The organism is Marisediminitalea alba (assembly GCF_002993365.1).
In the GTDB taxonomy this organism is placed as follows: domain Bacteria; phylum Pseudomonadota; class Gammaproteobacteria; order Enterobacterales; family Alteromonadaceae; genus Alteromonas; species Alteromonas alba.
In genome coordinates, this window is record NZ_PVNP01000005.1 from 26,817 (window position 1) to 43,372 (window position 16,556).

The 16,556-nt window shown below is 50.5% G+C and carries 15 protein-coding genes; 9 read left to right on the plus strand and 6 right to left on the minus strand.

Annotation, left to right across the window (positions count from 1 at the left end; translation table 11 throughout):
- Positions 1–135: 135 nt before the first annotated feature.
- Positions 136–939 (plus strand): YggN family protein, encoded by an 804-nt coding sequence (locus C6Y40_RS00865; RefSeq protein WP_105932887.1) that lies wholly within the window; start codon positions 136–138, stop codon positions 937–939.
- A gap of 54 nt (positions 940–993) precedes the next feature.
- Positions 994–1,830, plus strand: a complete 837-nt coding sequence (locus C6Y40_RS00870) for an NAD-dependent epimerase/dehydratase family protein (RefSeq protein WP_105932888.1) — start codon at positions 994–996, stop codon at positions 1,828–1,830.
- Between the two features lie 18 nt (positions 1,831–1,848).
- On the opposite strand, the gene C6Y40_RS00875 is transcribed toward C6Y40_RS00870, so the two are convergent.
- From C6Y40_RS00875 to C6Y40_RS00885, 3 genes are all read right to left on the minus strand, one after another.
- On the minus strand, positions 1,849–3,270 hold the full coding sequence (locus tag C6Y40_RS00875) for a sodium-dependent transporter (protein ID WP_105932889.1): 1,422 nt from the start codon (positions 3,268–3,270) through the stop codon (positions 1,849–1,851).
- 194 nt (positions 3,271–3,464) lie between these two features.
- Positions 3,465–4,184, minus strand: a complete 720-nt coding sequence (locus C6Y40_RS00880) for an SDR family NAD(P)-dependent oxidoreductase (RefSeq protein WP_105932890.1) — start codon at positions 4,182–4,184, stop codon at positions 3,465–3,467.
- Positions 4,181–4,588: a thiol-disulfide oxidoreductase DCC family protein gene (locus C6Y40_RS00885; RefSeq protein WP_105932891.1), complete on the minus strand. Its 408-nt coding sequence runs from the start codon at positions 4,586–4,588 to the stop codon at positions 4,181–4,183. Before C6Y40_RS00885 ends, C6Y40_RS00880 begins: the two co-directional genes overlap by 4 nt.
- A gap of 94 nt (positions 4,589–4,682) precedes the next feature.
- On the opposite strand from C6Y40_RS00885, the gene msrA reads away from it, so the two are divergent.
- Positions 4,683–5,234 (plus strand): peptide-methionine (S)-S-oxide reductase MsrA, encoded by a 552-nt coding sequence (gene msrA, locus C6Y40_RS00890; RefSeq protein ID WP_105932901.1) that lies wholly within the window; start codon positions 4,683–4,685, stop codon positions 5,232–5,234.
- Positions 5,235–5,294: 60 nt separating this feature from the next.
- Here the strand turns inward: msrA and C6Y40_RS00895 are convergent, their stop codons facing one another.
- Positions 5,295–6,437, minus strand: a complete 1,143-nt coding sequence (locus tag C6Y40_RS00895; RefSeq protein ID WP_105932892.1) for a hypothetical protein — start codon at positions 6,435–6,437, stop codon at positions 5,295–5,297.
- Between the two features lie 132 nt (positions 6,438–6,569).
- Between C6Y40_RS00895 and C6Y40_RS00900 the strand changes: the two genes are divergently transcribed.
- The 4 genes from C6Y40_RS00900 (at position 6,570) to C6Y40_RS00915 (ending at position 10,353) form a co-directional block, all read left to right on the plus strand.
- Positions 6,570–8,477 (plus strand): metallophosphoesterase family protein, encoded by a 1,908-nt coding sequence (locus tag C6Y40_RS00900; RefSeq protein WP_105932893.1) that lies wholly within the window; start codon positions 6,570–6,572, stop codon positions 8,475–8,477.
- A complete protein-coding gene (gene fldB / locus C6Y40_RS00905; RefSeq protein ID WP_105932894.1) occupies positions 8,478–9,020 on the plus strand; it encodes a flavodoxin FldB in 543 nt (180 codons plus the stop codon).
- Entirely contained in the window at positions 9,010–9,816 is an 807-nt protein-coding gene (locus tag C6Y40_RS00910) for a CLCA_X family protein (protein WP_105932895.1), read from the plus strand. The genes fldB and C6Y40_RS00910 overlap by 11 nt, the downstream gene beginning before the upstream one ends.
- A 135-nt stretch (positions 9,817–9,951) precedes the next feature.
- Positions 9,952–10,353 (plus strand): ExbD/TolR family protein, encoded by a 402-nt coding sequence (locus C6Y40_RS00915; protein ID WP_105932896.1) that lies wholly within the window; start codon positions 9,952–9,954, stop codon positions 10,351–10,353.
- 61 nt (positions 10,354–10,414) lie between these two features.
- Here C6Y40_RS00915 and C6Y40_RS00920 read toward each other — a convergent pair whose 3' ends face one another.
- Both C6Y40_RS00920 and C6Y40_RS00925 read right to left on the minus strand, forming a co-directional pair.
- Positions 10,415–11,158, minus strand: a complete 744-nt coding sequence (locus C6Y40_RS00920) for a tRNA1(Val) (adenine(37)-N6)-methyltransferase (RefSeq protein WP_105932897.1) — start codon at positions 11,156–11,158, stop codon at positions 10,415–10,417.
- On the minus strand, positions 11,158–11,790 hold the full coding sequence (locus tag C6Y40_RS00925; RefSeq protein ID WP_105932898.1) for an NAD-dependent epimerase/dehydratase family protein: 633 nt from the start codon (positions 11,788–11,790) through the stop codon (positions 11,158–11,160). Before C6Y40_RS00925 ends, C6Y40_RS00920 begins: the two co-directional genes overlap by 1 nt.
- A gap of 137 nt (positions 11,791–11,927) precedes the next feature.
- Here C6Y40_RS00925 and C6Y40_RS00930 point away from each other — a divergent pair, with 137 nt between their 5' ends.
- A complete protein-coding gene (locus C6Y40_RS00930) occupies positions 11,928–14,132 on the plus strand; it encodes a S9 family peptidase (protein ID WP_105932899.1) in 2,205 nt (734 codons plus the stop codon).
- A gap of 215 nt (positions 14,133–14,347) precedes the next feature.
- On the plus strand, positions 14,348–16,189 hold the full coding sequence (locus C6Y40_RS00935) for a S8 family serine peptidase (protein ID WP_105932900.1): 1,842 nt from the start codon (positions 14,348–14,350) through the stop codon (positions 16,187–16,189).
- The last annotated feature ends 367 nt before the right edge of the window (positions 16,190–16,556 follow it).

Here is a 16,556-nt window from a genome sequence, read left to right on the forward strand (position 1 = left end):
CCAAAACAATAAGCAATAAATGTGTAAATTTAAAACCAATGAAAGTATAAGCCACTGTTTTATATAAATTTAACAGATTGGCCTGTGATTTGCGATACGACCTTCGTATTGTTTAAAAGCAAATTGAGGATAACCATGAAAACTGTTGCTGCATCATTGATTTTAACCACTGCTTTTATTGCCCAACCTGCACTGGCACACGTTGAAGTCGATAATCAATGTAATATGGAACTGCACGGCTCGGTAACCTTTGACCATGGCGATCTGACCATTACCACTGAAAGTGGCGAAAAGGTTCTGATCACGCCAAGTCACCAGTTATATGTAGAGAACAAGGCGGTAAACCTGGATACCGACGAACAGCGTTGGGTGTCTGATTATTACACCAGTATTGAAACCGCTATCCCTATGACAGTTGAAATTGCCCGTGACGGCATCAAGATTGCCAGCTTCGCCATTACCGAAGTATTCACTGAACTGCTGGGTGAAGATAATGACCTCAGTGAGAATTTTGACACGCTGTTTAGCGATCTGTCGAACGAGATTGACGAGCGTTTCTATGCCGCCGACGGTACTTATAAGTTCGACAGCACTGGCCTCGATGGCGACTGGGCCGATGCCGCCTGGAGCGAAGAGTTTGATGACAAGATTGAGTCGCTGGTAGAGCGTTCTACCGGTCACCTGTTAATGGCGATTGGTCGTCAGATGCTGTTTGAAGACGGCGACATGGACGCCTTTGCTAACCGTATGGAAAACTTTGGCGAAATGATTGAGCAACGCGTAGAAGGTCAAGCGGATGCGCTGGAGAGCAAAGCTGAAGCATTATGCACCGTGCTGGCTAAAGCCGACTATGCCGAATCACGCATGCAAAAGAATATCGCCGGATTATCAGGTCTGGATTTACTGGAAACCACCGGACAATTACCGCTGAAACAATAATGAAATCGCTACTGATAGTGTTAAGCTTTAGCAAAACAAACACCGGTAGCGTAAATGACATCTCAACAAGAAAATAAATTGATACTTTGTGGTTGTGGCTGGCTGGGAGGCTATCTCGCCAGCCATTTTCGTTCTCAGATGACTATCTACGGAACCACCCGTAGTGAAGACAAAGCCCGGGCATTAAGTCAGCAAGGTATTCAGGCCATCCCTTACACGCTGGGTGATACCCCTCAGGACCTGCTAGCGGAAGCCCCTAACAGTACCTTTATTCTTAATATTCCGCCGGGCAGACGCAATACCGATTTAAGCCAATTTACCTCAGCCATGCAGCAACTGATTTCGGCGTTGTATAACCAGGTACCGCCCAAACAGCTCATCTTTATTAGCACCACATCGGTGTATGGCGATCAGGAAGGCGATATCACCACTGGTACCGTGCCAGCTCCGAACACTGCTTCTGGCGAAGCCCATGTTGAGATTGAGCAATGGATCCAAAACACTGCGCCGGACTCGGGCTACATATTGCGCCTGGCCGGTTTAACCGGGCCCGACCGGCATCCGGTAAAGACTCTGGCAGGCCGAACACTCAGCGGCGCAACTCAGGTAGCAAACCTGGTACATGTTGATGATGTGGTAAAGGTGATAGAGGAACTGTTAGTGCAAAAGCCCGCTAACAAGCTCTGGCATTTATGCAGCGATGAACACCCTATGCGCGGTGACTACTATCCGCAGATAGCAAAACGGCTGGGGTTACCAGCCGTTGAATTTAGTGACCAATTAACCAGCGCAAGCGTGCCTTCGGGCAAACACATTAACCCCGGGGCCACCCTTACCGGCCTGGGGATAACGCTTAATTACCCCACACCGTGGGCAATGCAGCCGGCCTGATGGCCGGCCTGGCCTAGACTATCCAAACAGACTGACACTGAAATATTTCAGCGCCACGGTATTAACAAAGATCACCGCCAGGATAAGCGGAATAAACGTACCTACCGAGATATCCACGTAGCGTTCAACCCAGCTGCCTTTGTAGTTGGGGGTGCCAACCTGTAATGCCTTGTTGAAGTTATGGCGTTTCCAGCGATACATCACAAAAATACAGATCAGTAGTCCGTTGAGTGGCAAAATCGTGTCGTAGAACACGTCATACACGACATCGAAGAAAGACTTGTCTGCTCCCGCGTAAGCGGTGAATGACGTCAGAGCCGGCACAAAGCCAAACGACAATGCACACAGCGCGGCGAAGATAACCAGCAGCGCCCCCAGTACTACCAGCGACTTGCGACGGCTGTAGTCTTTTTCATCCATCAACGCAGCCACGGGGACCTCAAAGATAGATACCAGGGAGGTTATGGCGGCAAAGAAAACCAGCAGGAAGAATATGCTGGCCACAATACTGGCGCCAATAAATCCGATGCTGGTTTGCAGTGCCAGAAAAATCTGCGGCAAAAATGAGAAAATCATGCTGATTGATGACTCACTCAGCTCGGTAGGATCGGTATTCGGATTAAACGAGAATATCGCTGGCAGGATCATCAGGCCGGCGGTAAACGCCACCGCGGTATCGGTGATAGCCACCAGCTTGGCCGAATTAGGAATGTCAGACTGATTATCAATGTAACTACCATAGGTAATCATGATCCCCATGCCCAGACTTAGCGAGAAGAAAGCCTGCGACAGGGCGCCGTTGATAACCGAAGCATTAATCTTGCTGAAATCTGGTACCAGATAAAAGCTCACACCAGCCATGGCGTTGTCGCGTGTCAGCACGAAAATCACCAGTAAAACCAGCATTACAAACAAGGTGGGCATGAGTAGCTTGGCCGCTTTTTCGATACCTTGCTTAACACCGCCCTGTAAAATGCCGTACATAATGCCCAGCACCGCAGCCATGTAGGCAAATATCACCGGCGAGTTGATAAAATTACCAAAGGTACTCGGCTCGGCGAGTAACTCTAAATCGCCGGTCACCGCATAAAACAGGTAGCCAAATATCCATACCGTGATTACCAGATAAAACACGGCAATCATAAAGGGCGTAACAATGGATAACCAACCGGCTATCTTCCACTTTGCCGAGTTGCCGGTAAGATCAGAATAGGCCCCCAGCGGATCTTTCTTGGTATGCCGTCCCACCGACATTTCTGCCATCATTACCGGTAAACAAATAGCGAATACAAAAATGGCATACATCAGCAGGAATGCGCCGCCACCATTTTTTGCAGCGCCTACCGGAAATCCCACCAGGTTGCCAATCCCTACCGCAGAGCCTGCGGCGGCCAGAATAAATCCAAGGCGCGATCCGAACTGTTCTCTGGTCCCGCTCATATAAGTTCCTCTTGTGATTTTTATTGTTGCTTTATTTCGGAACGGTGCGCACAACTTCTTTTATTGGTAATGACGGTTGGCTGCGTCCTGTCGTCCGATTTTTTCCAATTGGCATACTATCAATACCCTGTAAAAAAGTCTTGGGTTTCATCGGAAGCAATCAACCAGCGGGCGGGTAACGCTGTACGCGCAACTTACCAAGGGATGGGTTTGTTGTCCCAGTCGAGAAAATAAGGACTGTGATCTACTTTGCGTTGCTGAATAATGGCGACCAGTTGCTGTGCGGTAAATTCTGGCGTAAACAGTTTTTCAGGTTTTACGTTACGCTGAAAAGGCTCGGATAGCTGCGAGTCCACTGTGCCCGGATGATAGCAAATCAGGCTGGTGTGTTTGGCTCGCCGCTTATATTCCACTGCAGCGGTTTTCACCAGCATATTGAGCGCCGCCTTAGAAGCCCGGTACCCGTACCAGCCACCGAGGCCGTTATCTTCGATGCTGCCTACTCGGGCACTTAGCACGGTTAAGGTTGAATGCTCCGAAGGAAACAAGCCGACCAGGTGTTTTACCCAAAGCATCGGCAGCACGGTATTAATGGCAAAGTAGTGTTGCAGCGCCTCAGGCGTGATGTCTTCGAGCCGCTTTTCAGGTTGTACCTCGCCGTCATGCAATATACCGGTGGTACACACCACATGATGAAACTGCATGTCCTGTTGCTTACATTCTGCCAGCCAGCCAGCGACCGCCTGTTCATCCGTGGTGTCCAGCTGTATTGATTTGAAGTTGGCCTGCCCGCCGTCTGTCTCCGTTGCCTTTCGCGACACCGCGTAAACGGTCGCCTGTGGAAATGCCTTGTACATTTGCCGCGCAATCGCATTGCCTATAGCGCCGCTACTGCCAATCACTAATACATTCATGGTTTCTTGAGCTCACACTGCTGGCAACGCTTTTGCCCGGTTAATAAATAAGAAATGCGGTAACGGTGTTTGGCAAACCACAGGTAAAAGCGGTCGGCCAGTGGCTTTACCAATGGCCAGCGCAGCGGCGCATACAGCCAACCTTTTCCTACCAGTCGCCAGGCTTCATAGGTGACATCCAGGCCGATAAGCATGGTGCCGTCGGCTCGCATAGCATGAATGCGGTCGTTCAGTGCCTGCCAGTCAAGCTCGGGATAGCGCTGATGAAAGTCAGCCGCCATAATATCGACAAAGCCAAGCTTATTATCCTCATTAAGGCGTTTCAGATGGCGCATTTCTATGGCACACAGCGGGCAACCGCCGTCATAGAATATGGTGAGTTGTGGAATTGTATTTGTATTCATGCCTGCTTATACGCACAAATTTATCGCCTGGATGACTTGAAGATCACGCTTTACGCCACCACACTTCATGCATAACAAAAACGCGGAGTTTTTTATGACAACCACAGCGACAGAAACCACAGCAACTGCCACCCTGGCCGGCGGCTGCTTCTGGTGTATCGAATCAGCCTTTAACCAGGTTCTGGGCATTAAACTGGCAACCTCAGGCTACGCCGGCGGCCACATCGATTCACCCAGCTATGAGGCCGTTTGCAAAGGTGATACCGGTCATGCAGAAGTGGTACAGCTGACTTACTATCCGGACCAAATCAGTTACCGGGAAATACTCGAAATCTTTTTTGCCCTGCACGATCCAACCCAGTTGAACCGTCAGGGAAATGATGTGGGCACGCAGTATCGCAGTGCGGTGTTCTACCATGACGAAGAACAAAAGGCCGCAGCAGAAGCCATTATTCAGGAAATGACAGACGATAAGGTATGGCCGGATCCCATCGTCACCGAGGTAGTGCCGTTATCCAACTATTCGGCAGCGGAGGATTATCATCAGTCCTACTTTAAAAATAATCCGCAAAACCAATACTGCGCAATGGTTGTCGCGCCAAAACTGGCGAAATTCAAAAAGACCTTTGCCGAGCGCCTGCGCTAATCAATTCGGGCTGGTTAAAGCCAGCCCCCGATATCTCTTTACCAAATTATATCTTTTTACCTAATTAAACCAGCTGGCATCCAGCGGCATGCTGAACAACAGCGGTGCCATCCCCTCGTAACGACTGCGGTTAGCCTCGCACTGCAGGTTCTTCATGTAATTTACTTTCCATGGATCGTTTACCAGCCACAAGGTGTCACCAATCACAGCCAGCCCTTCTATTGAGGCATTGTCCATGACTTCCTGTGCTGCGCAGTTCTCCGGGTCGCCACCAGGCGCGGTAAATTGCAGGGCGATTTTCCGGGTGGGCTTTTCTGCCGCCGTATCAATGACCCACAACTCGTTATCGTTACGAGCAGCGGCAAGTAAAAAGCCGCTGGCTGCACCTGCAGGCTGATAATATTCCAGCCCGTTGATGGGATGACGACCACTGTCGAATGCCGGAACCTGCAGGCCCGGATCGGTAACTTCTGCAAAATCAGTGCTGTCCCAGAAGCTATCATCCAGGGTCACCGAAAACACTCTGGGGTTGCCGGCATTATCCCGCTCAAGCGCCAGGTACAAGGTGCGATTCTGGCCCAGTGCCATGCCTTCAATCCCATCATTAGGAAAGTCTCCCACCCCATACTCGAGCGGAAACTGCAAAGGGCGCACATGGGTCATGGTGGCGTTGCCGCTATCGTGCTTTTCAATACGCACTAATAATGTAGGGTAATCGGTTGAGCCGGTTGCCTCATAGCGCTGCTGGCAGCGATCAGACAGGGCACCGGTGCGCGTGGCATCCTCAGTAACGGTGTAAAACACATTGGGCTGTTCGGGGTCGGCCACCAGCGCTTCTAAGTCAGGCTCATCTGCCAGATACTGAGAGAAACAGCTGCGGCGAACACGGCTTGCCATGCCCATATCGTCCGGGCGGGGCGCCAGTGTGGCACTGGCAGGATCGATTTTGTGTAAACGGCGGCGCTGGTACTCTTTAGCGCTACCATCGGAAATAGTGTAAAGCATCCCGTCAACATGGGTCAGGCCGGAGGTTTGCGGATCCAGCATAACACCGCCGGCGGCCTCCATAATCCAGGCACCGGCAAGCACATGCTCCTGCGGCGCCGATTTGATTTCGTTGGTGGTTTCGGTAGGTTGCTTGTCGTTACTGCAGGCACTTAATAAGCCGGCGGCTAGCAGGCTTAAAAACCAGGCTGATTTCATTGTCAGGTCCAATCCATAGTCATTTTGCGCTTATCGTCGCTTACTGACTCACCATGGTCAAGCCCGTTGAGCGCACTTGCCTGAAGCCAACCAGCACCGTATAGTCTGGCAGTAACTACTACAGGAGCAGTTTTGACCTCATCACCCCTTCCTCTTGTTATCGCCGGGCCTGTTTTAAGGCATACGCAACAGGCTGGTTTTACCTTATGGCTGGTTACCTCAGAACCGGCCGATATTGATGTATCCCTGCATCAGGCGCAGCAGGCACAAAACAGTAACACCACCGACCGCGTTATTCAGGTGGGTGAAAAGGCTTTTATTCATGTACTGACCTGCTCACCGCAATCGCCGCTGGCGGCAAACACGCTGTATCATTACCAGCTTAATTTTAATCACACTGAGCAACAGCAACGCTGGCAAAGCGAGTTACCTTCGCTGTGCTACCCGGGTCAGAATGACCTGCATTTTCGCGTACCCGCAGCGCTTTCCAATGTGCTGCATGGCAGTTGTCGCAAACCTCATCACCCGTCAGAAGACAGTCTGGTGAGAGTTGATGAACTCATTCATCAGGAATGTGAGGGCGGCGCGCAAAGACCAGACCTGCTGCTAATGACCGGCGATCAAATCTACGCTGATGACGTAGCCGGACCTATGCTGCAGGCGATAATACAAACCATCAGACGACTGGGGTTATTTCATGAAGATCTCGATGAGGCAATTGTAGATTCCACAGCCCAGCTTGATGGTCACCCGTACTGTTATTATCACCGCCAGCAAATTCTGCCTCAGGTAGCCACCAATACGGCGTTATCCAAACTCTTTTTTGGCGCCAAGAAAAAACCGGTGTTTACTTCGGTTAACGCGCAGAACCACCTGATTGGGCTGGCCGAAGTGATCGCCATGTATTTATTAGTGTGGTCACAATCGCTGTGGGCCGATATCTCGTTTAATGCCGATGAGGTCGACCCGGACCATCAGGCCTTATTTAACCGCGAAGCTGACATTATTAAGCAGTTCAGCCAATCCCTCGGGCAGGTTCGCCGGGCGCTGGCGCACATTCCTACCTACATGATATTTGACGACCATGATGTCACCGACGACTGGAACCTGACCCGCGGCTGGGAGCAGGAGGTATACGGTCATCCGTTATCCCGGCGAATGGTGGGCAATGCGCTGGCCGGTTACTGGCTTTGTCAGGGCTGGGCAAATCAACCCGACAGGTTTACCGCTATCGAAAAGCTCGCCAATGAAAATTTTACCGCCAATGGCATGATGAACCACCCTGCTTTCATCAACGCGTTATTCGACTGGGAACAATGGCATTACCAGCTGGACACCCAGCCTCCGGTACACGTACTGGATACCCGAACCCGACGTTGGCGCAGTGAATCCAGTCTTAACAAACCTTCGGGTCTGATGGACTGGGAAGCCTTATGTGAATTTCAGCACCAGCTTATCGGTCAGGATGCCGTTATTGTTGTCTCCGCCGCGCCCATTTACGGCGTCAAGTTTATCGAGGTGATCCAGAAACTCTTCACCCTGGCCGGCAAAGCGTTAACCGTAGACGCGGAAAACTGGATGGCCCATAAAGGTACTGCCAGTGTTATTCTGAATATCTTCAGACACTACAAAACGCCACCACACTTTATTATTTTATCTGGCGACGTCCATTATTCCTTTGTTTACGACGTGCGTTTGCGTTTCAGGCGCAACAGCCCTGAAATCACCCAGTTTACCTGTAGCGGTATTAAAAACACCTTCCCGGATACGCTGATCCGCTGGCTCGACCGTTTCAACCAGTGGTTTTACAGCACCCGTTCTCCGCTCAATATCTTTACCCGACGACGCAATATGTCGGTGCACGACCGCCATCCTGATAGCAACGATAGTATCGCACTGCTTAATCAGCCGGCCATTGGCCAGATGCTGATTGATCCCGAAATCGAAAATGTTCGTTGTATTGCCTTGTGTAGTAATGGTGACACGGTAGAATTCCCCCCGGAACTGTCGGATGACGAAACACCAGCAAGAGAGCAGTAAATGAGTGATACCGGATTAAAAATTGGCCTGTTTTATGGCTCAACCACCTGTTATACGGAAATGGCGGCTGAAAAAATTCAGGACCAGCTGAATGCCTTATTCGGCGAACCGGTTGTGGAGCTGCATAACATACAGGATGTATCACTGAGTCAGACTGCCGGTTACGACATTTTAATTCTGGGTATTTCTACCTGGGACTTTGGTGAGCTGCAGGAAGACTGGGAGTCCAGCTGGGACGACGTTCACCAGCTCGATCTATCGGGCAAAATTGTTGCTCTGTATGGTTTGGGCGATCAGCTGGGCTATGCAGACTGGTTTCAGGATGCTCTGGGAATGCTACACGACGCCATCGCACCGGCAGGATGTCAGTTTATTGGTTACTGGCCCAATCAGGGCTATGAGTTTGTTCAGTCCAAGGCACTTACCGAAGATGGCTCCCATTTTGTGGGACTGTCGCTGGATGACGAAAACCAATATGATCAAACCGATGACAGGATCCTGACCTGGTGTTCCCAACTGGTAACCGAACTCAGTGAGCTCTGAGGGTAAAAGTCCTCCTCCTGCCGGACGACTTCACCAACAGTACTACCGCAACGGTCAGAGCCATCGTGATGGTGCCGATGTGTCTTTTCAGGATATTCGCCGCCTCTTTGGCTTTCAGTCTATTACGGTGGGCCGCTGGGTAACTGCCGCAGAACAACAAATAGCCGCTAACCTGTTCTTTGATGCATTATATGACCTGATTGATATATTGCAGATCAACGAGTGGGTAGTGTCGCTGAATGGCTCGCTGTCTCTTGCCTTTGGCACCGGCGGCCAGAAACACGCCAATGCCCATTATCATCCGGCTAAACGCCAGCTGGCACTGGCTAAAAATGCCGGCGGCGGGGCGCTGGCCCATGAGTGGTTTCATGCCTTTGACCATTACATCAGCCAACGCTTTTTAAGCGCTCCTAAACCCTTGCTTTTTGCCTCCCAAGCCTGGCTTGATGATGCTGAACTGGTCGAACATCCTTTGAATCTGCGCCTGGCAGATTGCTTTCAACTGATGTTTTTAGATGCCGATGGTAGCGCCCCAAACGATTATGTTTTACGTTCAGTTGAGGCCGATAAGGCATTGAAAAGCTTTTACTTTGCATCTCCTCCGGAAATGGCGGCGAGAGCCTTTGAAGCGTGCATTCAGGATCAGGACATTAAGAACGCATTTTTAGTGCAGGGGACAAAAATGTCGGTAGAGGCTAGACTTGGCATTTATCCTCATGGTATTTTGAGACAGCAGCTAAACGAAGCATTTAAGTTGTATTTTTACCAACTGGGTGTGGCGCTGTCCGCAAAATGATGTTGCTTTCTAACGAAAGTGAACGATTAAGTCAGTAAGTTTATCGCTTTTGGTAATATTGTTTGTACAAATTACTACATATTTTTGTTACAAACAGTATACTAGGCAGACAAGTGTTAGAGACAAGAAAACGAAATGAAAAGAAAAAAGCATACTTCTGGGGATGACGAAGCCCAGGTCGACATGACGCCCATGTTGGACATTGTGTTCATCATGCTGATCTTCTTTATCGTAACGACATCATTCGTTAAAGAGAAAGGTCTGGATGTTAATCGCCCAGAAAACAAAAACGCATCAAACCAGCCAAGTAAATCTCTGTCTATTCGTATCGACGAGACAGGTACGATTGTGATGAATGGCCGTGAAGTCGACATCCGTCGTGTTATCGCGAACATTCAGACTTACTTAGCTGAAAACCCAACTGACACTGCAGCTATCCAGGCTCACGAAAATACTGAGCACGGCGTTGTGGTAGAAGTAATGAACCAGGCGAAAGAAGCAGGTATTGGTAAAGTATCTGTACTGGTTAAGTCTTAAGTCAGGGTTTTAGACAAGAAAAAAAGCGCGTCTATCGCGCTTTTTTTGTGCCTGTTACTTTTCAAAAGTTCAGGTAAAAGTCTGCACATAGCTGTTTATATTCAGCCGTATACTGATTTTCGCCGGCTCGGATAGTAAGCGTTTCTACAGCTACCGTTTCTGGTACACGCACAAAGCAATACACGCCGAGGTAGGGCGCAGAACTGGCGTTATGCCGTACGCTAAGACTCTGCTTTACATGCCAGCCTGATTGCAAGGCACTGTTAAACACCACCGCTTCCCTGGCAATTGGATACATACAGTAAAGCCTGCTCCCCGCATGGCTAAGTACGGCAGTTTGGGCAAAAAAATCATCAATACTCAGCGTTTGTTCCGTGCGCGCCAGCCCCCTACTCTCAGACATAGACGCATAAGCGCGGGTGGGGCTTACGGCATCCGCAAAATACGGCGGGTTCGATACTATCAGGTCATATTGCTGCTGATGATCCATCTCCTGCAGCGGGCTTTGCTCTACCCGAACTTTTTCTGGCCACGAACTGTTAGCCGCGTTGTGCCTGGCCTGAGCAATCGCCCCCGAATCGATATCAATGGCAGTAATGGCAGCATCAGGCGCACTTTTTTGTGCCATCATCAGCGCCAGAATGCCCGACCCTGTCCCCACATCCAGCATAGAGCTGGCATTCGTCGTATCAACGAAGCTCCCCAGAATCAGACTGTCGGTAGAGATCTTCATGGCGCACTGGTCATGGGCGACAAAAAACTGCTTACACTGAAACCCTTTGGGTTGCTTAGAAACCTTACTCATCAGAAAGTCTGGTGGCGCATCATTTCCCGGGCCACCTGGTGAGGATATACCGCACGGTATTTTTTAAGACGGCCAACCAGCAGTGGTTTCAGCAGTTGCATTATGCTTGCCCCAACCCGCTCCAACGGGCGATCATCGTTAGCCCGTTCGCCAATTAACACGCCCGGCCTTACCGCAGCGGCATTGGGCAACTGCGGCATGCGCATGATGGCGTTTTCCAGTTCGCCCTTCACGCGCAGGTAATAGTTTTTACTTTTAGCATTGGCACCTACCGAGGAAATCCACACAAATCCGCCAGCCCGCTGTGCCCTGGCTAACTGGGCCGCGACGTGAACATATTCAAAATCCACCTTACGAAAGGCGCTGATGTCACCGGCTTTCTTTAGCGTGGTGCCCAGGCAACAGTACACATGATCAACCGAAAAATAGCCCTGATACTCATCCAGATTATCAAAATCAATCACCACCGGCCGCAGCTTGTTATCGGGATCCTGATAGTGCTGCCGTCCCAGTGGACGCCGGACCAGGCAAGTGACCGATTCATAGCGGGGATCGAGTAACAGCAGCCTCAGCAGGTTCTGCCCTACTAATCCACTGGCTCCCAGGATAAGTGCGCTTTTTAATACTGCCAAATTGTGTCATCCTCTAGCTTTAATATGGAGCCCGCACACTGCCGGGTTCTCCTGTATAACAACAACTTGTTTATACGTATTTCAGAGCAAATACGTGCAGTAAGCAAGCCCTAATAACGACAGATAATAGCGTATCCATGAAAAAAGCTTTAATACTTGGAGCCCTTATGCTCACAAACACGGTAGCCGCTGAAAAGCTGACCATCGAACGGATTTATGCGTCGCCGTCACTGGACGGTAGTTCTCCCAGAAACCTGCAGGTGGCCCCCGACGGCCAACGCGTGACCTACCTGCAAGGAAAACAGTCTGACTACGAGCGCCTCGACCTGTGGGAATACAACATTGCCTCAGGGACCTCGCGATTGTTGTTTGATTCCGATGACTTATCCAGTGGCGAAGAGACTCTTTCTGACGAAGAAAAAGCGCGCCGTGAGCGCATGCGCTTATCCGGCAGCGGAATTGTTAGTTATCAATGGTCGGCCGACGGCAAAGCGCTGTTATTCCCTATGGGCGGCGATGTATTTTATCACCAGTTAGGTAAACCCGGTGCCCGCCAGTTACTCGATACCGAAGCCTTTGAAACCGATATTAAGTTATCGCCCAAAGGTAACTATATCTCGTTTATTCGCGACCAGAACCTGTACATCAAACACATCGGGACTGGTAAGGAAACGGCGATTACCACTAAAGGCGGTGGCAACATCAAATACGGTATGGCCGAGTTTGTTGCGCAGGAAGAAATGAACCGCATGACCGGCTACTGGTGGTCTCCGGATGAGTCTTACATTGCCTTTACCGAAGTGGATGAAGCGCCGGTTGAAGTGATTACCCGCTCAGAAATCTATGCTGACGAGATCAAGATGATCGAGCAGAAGTACCCCAAAGCGGGGACGCCTAACGTCACCATCAAACTGGCTGTACAGAACATTGAAAACGGCGAACGTCAGTGGATTGATACCGGTAAAGAGCAGGATATTTATATTGCCCGCGGCAAATGGATGCCCGACAGCGAGCATTTTACCTATCAGTGGCAAAGCCGCGACCAGCAACAGCTGGAGCTGCGCAGTTACAACGTAAATAACCAGCAGCAGAAACTGGTGCTTAAAGAGCAGTCGGATACCTGGGTTAACCTGCATGACGACTTTACCTTTTTAGCCGATGGTAAACATTTTATCTGGGCTTCAGAGCGCGACGGCTTTAAACATCTTTATCTGTTCAGCAATGAAGGCAAGCTGATCCGTCAGCTGACTGCAGGTGAATGGGTAGTGGACGAACTGGAAGCGGTTAACGATAAAACCGGCCAGGTATACTTTACCGGCCGCATGGACACGCCGCTGGAACGCCATTTATATGTAACTGACCTGGAAGGCAGCAAACCACAGCGCCTGACCGATCGCGACGGCATGCACGGCATCAGTTTTAGCCGCGATGCGTCAATTTATGTGGATAGCTCTTCTACCGCAAACCGACCTACTCAGGTAAGTTTGCACAGCGCCGACGGCAAGCAGCTCACCTGGCTGGAAGAAAACGCGCTGGATGAGAACCACCCGCTTACGCCTTACCTTAGCGACTGGGTAGAGCCTGAGTTTGGCACCATCACCAATGACGACGGCATTGACCTGCATTATCGCCTTTACAAGCCGGCAGAGCTGAAAGGCAAGCATCCGGTGATTGTTTACCTGTATGGTGGTCCTCACGCGCAGGTAGTCAATAACGCCTGGGGCGGCAACCGAGGCCTGCTGATGCAGCACTGGGTAAGCAAGGGCTATGTGGTATTCAGCATTGATAACCGTGGCTCAAATTACCGTGGCAAGGCGTTCGAGGAACCTATCTACAAAGCGATGGGCAGCGTAGAAGTTGACGACCAGGTAAGCGGCGTTAAATTCCTCCACACCCTGCCCTATGTGGATAAAGAGCGCATCGGCGTATACGGTCACAGCTATGGCGGTTACATGACGCTGATGAGCATGTTTAAGGCCGGTGATTACTTTAAAGCCGGGGTATCCGGTGCACCAGTGACCACCTGGCGGTTGTACGACACGCACTACACCGAACGCTATATGGGCAACCCGAACACCGATAGCAATGCCTATGAAGCGTCATCGGTATTCCCTTATGCAGAAGGACTACAAGGCCCGCTGCTGATTTATCATGGAATGGCCGATGACAACGTATTGTTTACCCACAGCACCAAGCTGTATAAACACCTGCAGGATGCCGCCAAACCTTTCGAGGTGATGGACTATCCTGGCAAGAAACACAGCATCCGGGGTAAACAAACAGGTATACATTTATATCACACCATCACTAATTTCTTCGACAGACATTTTGATGTGAAGTAAAAAACCCGATAAGTGACAGGGACTTCCTGTCACTTATCACATCGTCCCGGCACACACAGGGATGAAAAATTATACTTATTAACTAAGCTATTCACTTGCACCCGCCAAATAAATTTCATAATTTCAAATAAGGCTCTGGGCCTGATAACAATAAAAACTATATTAGCCGAATACTATTCGGTATCTCTTTTTTAGTAGCACAAGTGAATAATAATATGTTTAAAACAACCCTAAAACCTACACTGGCAGCAGTCCTGCTTGCCGTTAGCGGTTCTGCCCTTGCGGCAGACGACAGATACATTATCCAGGTCGATAACAACTCCAAAGGCATAATCAAAGCACTGGCTAAACAGTCCGGCGCAGAGATCCACATTGATGCTGACGGCTTTATCGCCGCAACATTCACAGGCAAATCACTAGATGAAGTAAAAGGCCTGATGAATAATCCTCATGTCAAACTGGTAGAAGCCGATCAAAAGCGCTACCCCACGGCCCTTTTCAATGACGACACCGGTAGCCCGATGCAAACGCAGATCACCCCGTATGCGGTGTACCAGGCTCAGGCTGATCAGGTAACATTTAACCCTAACGCTGGCATGAAAGTCTGTGTTATCGATTCTGGTCTGGACGACTCTAACCCGGATTTTGTCTGGTCTAACATTACCGGCGATAACGACCCGGGCACCGGCAACTGGTTTGATGCTGGCGGCGAACACGGCACTCACGTAGCCGGTACCATTGGCGCAGCCGACAACACTTTCGGCGTGGTTGGTATGGCGCCTGGCGTAGATATGCACATCATCAAGGTCTTTAACGAGTCTGGCTGGGGATATTCGTCCGGCCTCGCTCAGGCAGCCCAACTTTGTCAGGCGGCCGGTGCTAACCTGATCAATATGAGTTTAGGTGGTGGCGGTGCTTCGAGCACCGAAGATAATGCGTTTGCAGACTTCACCGCTGCAGGTGGCCTTGTGGTAGCGGCAGCCGGTAACGATGGCAACTCAGTACGCTCTTATCCGGCAGGTTATTCGTCGGTAATGATGGTTGGCGCTAACGATGCCGACAACAACATTGCCTCATTCTCACAGTACCCGAGCTGTACCAGCGGTCGTGGTAAGCGAGCCACCACTGACGAAACCATCTGTGTGGAAGTGACCGCCGGTGGTGTGGATACGCTGTCAACAGTACCAGCGGGTTTATCAACCGCATCAGGCCTGCTGGCCGATGGCAGCAGCTTTGCTTCCTCCGGCATGGAAAACATGGGTAGTGCCGCTGGCAGTACGTATTTTATGGGCACTGCCGAGTCCGTTGATAGTGGTGCGGCTGGCAATATCTGTGTCATCGACCGTGGTGTAATCAGCTTCTTTGATAAAGTAGCAAACTGCGAAGCATCCGGTGGTGTAGGTGCGGTAATCATCAACAACGAACCGGGCATGTTATACGGTACGCTGGGTGACACCAACACAACCTCTATCCCTGCGGTTGGCGCAGCGCTGGAAGATCGTTCCGCATTGCTGGCCGCAACAAGTATGGAGGTGTCCGTTGAAGCCAGTGATTATGCTTATCTGAGCGGTACTTCAATGGCTACGCCTGCAGTGGTGGGCGTGGCAGCACTGGTATGGTCGAATCACCCAAGCTGTAGTGGTACAGAAATTCGTGAGGCGTTAAAAGCGACCGCACTGGATGGTGGCGCTGCCGGTAAAGACGAGTATTTTGGTTACGGTATTGTGCAGGCAGCCGCGGCAGATACTTACCTGACCACCAACGGCTGTGCCGGCGGTGACAACGGTGGTGGCGACAATGGCGGTGGTGACACCGGCACAGATCTGACCCTATCGGCAACCGGTTACAAGGAAAAAGGATCTCAGGTAGTCGATTTGAGCTGGGCTAACAGTACTGCCGATATGACTATCTACCGTAATGGCAGTGAGATTGTCAGTGTAAGCGGCGTAACGGCTTATACCGACGCACTGAACACCAAAGGCGGCGGCGTCTATGACTATCAGGTTTGTGAAACGGGTACTACTACCTGTTCGGCAACCGTTACGGTAGTTTTCTAACGACACCGGGATAACGAAAAAGGGCTGTGATCACACAGCCCTTTTTAAATCACACCACGACAACTCAGGCTTCTTTGGCAAAGCCTCTGAACACATACCCCAGTGATCGAGTAGGAGGGAGTTTCGCAACTCCCGTCCTCTCACACCACCGGGCATACGGTTCCGTACCACGGCGGTTCCTGTCTGTATTGACCATAGTCAATACCTGAGTCTGTTTCGTTCATCGTGTCGCCGCTTTATCGTTTAGAACTCCGCAAACACCGCCCAGGTTTCCGACCCTTCTTGTATATTTGTCCCGGAGCAATGATTCTTCATTGCCTTGTGTCCCGATAACGCGAGAGCACGCGTGACTTGCCGCTCGTGACAG

Bases quoted from the DNA above. Each gene is read 5' to 3' on its own strand.
- C6Y40_RS00865 (WP_105932887.1), top strand. From the start codon at position 136: ATGAAAACTGTTGCTGCATCATTGATTTTAACCACTGCTTTTATTGCC.
- C6Y40_RS00870 (WP_105932888.1), top strand. From the start codon at position 994: ATGACATCTCAACAAGAAAATAAATTGATACTTTGTGGTTGTGGCTGG.
- C6Y40_RS00875 (WP_105932889.1), bottom strand. From the start codon at position 3,270: ATGAGCGGGACCAGAGAACAGTTCGGATCGCGCCTTGGATTTATTCTG.
- C6Y40_RS00880 (WP_105932890.1), bottom strand. From the start codon at position 4,184: ATGAATGTATTAGTGATTGGCAGTAGCGGCGCTATAGGCAATGCGATT.
- C6Y40_RS00885 (WP_105932891.1), bottom strand. From the start codon at position 4,588: ATGAATACAAATACAATTCCACAACTCACCATATTCTATGACGGCGGT.
- msrA (WP_105932901.1), top strand. From the start codon at position 4,683: ATGACAACCACAGCGACAGAAACCACAGCAACTGCCACCCTGGCCGGC.
- C6Y40_RS00895 (WP_105932892.1), bottom strand. From the start codon at position 6,437: ATGAAATCAGCCTGGTTTTTAAGCCTGCTAGCCGCCGGCTTATTAAGT.
- fldB (WP_105932894.1), top strand. From the start codon at position 8,478: ATGAGTGATACCGGATTAAAAATTGGCCTGTTTTATGGCTCAACCACC.
- C6Y40_RS00915 (WP_105932896.1), top strand. From the start codon at position 9,952: ATGAAAAGAAAAAAGCATACTTCTGGGGATGACGAAGCCCAGGTCGAC.
- C6Y40_RS00920 (WP_105932897.1), bottom strand. From the start codon at position 11,158: ATGAGTAAGGTTTCTAAGCAACCCAAAGGGTTTCAGTGTAAGCAGTTT.
- C6Y40_RS00930 (WP_105932899.1), top strand. From the start codon at position 11,928: ATGAAAAAAGCTTTAATACTTGGAGCCCTTATGCTCACAAACACGGTA.
- C6Y40_RS00935 (WP_105932900.1), top strand. From the start codon at position 14,348: ATGTTTAAAACAACCCTAAAACCTACACTGGCAGCAGTCCTGCTTGCC.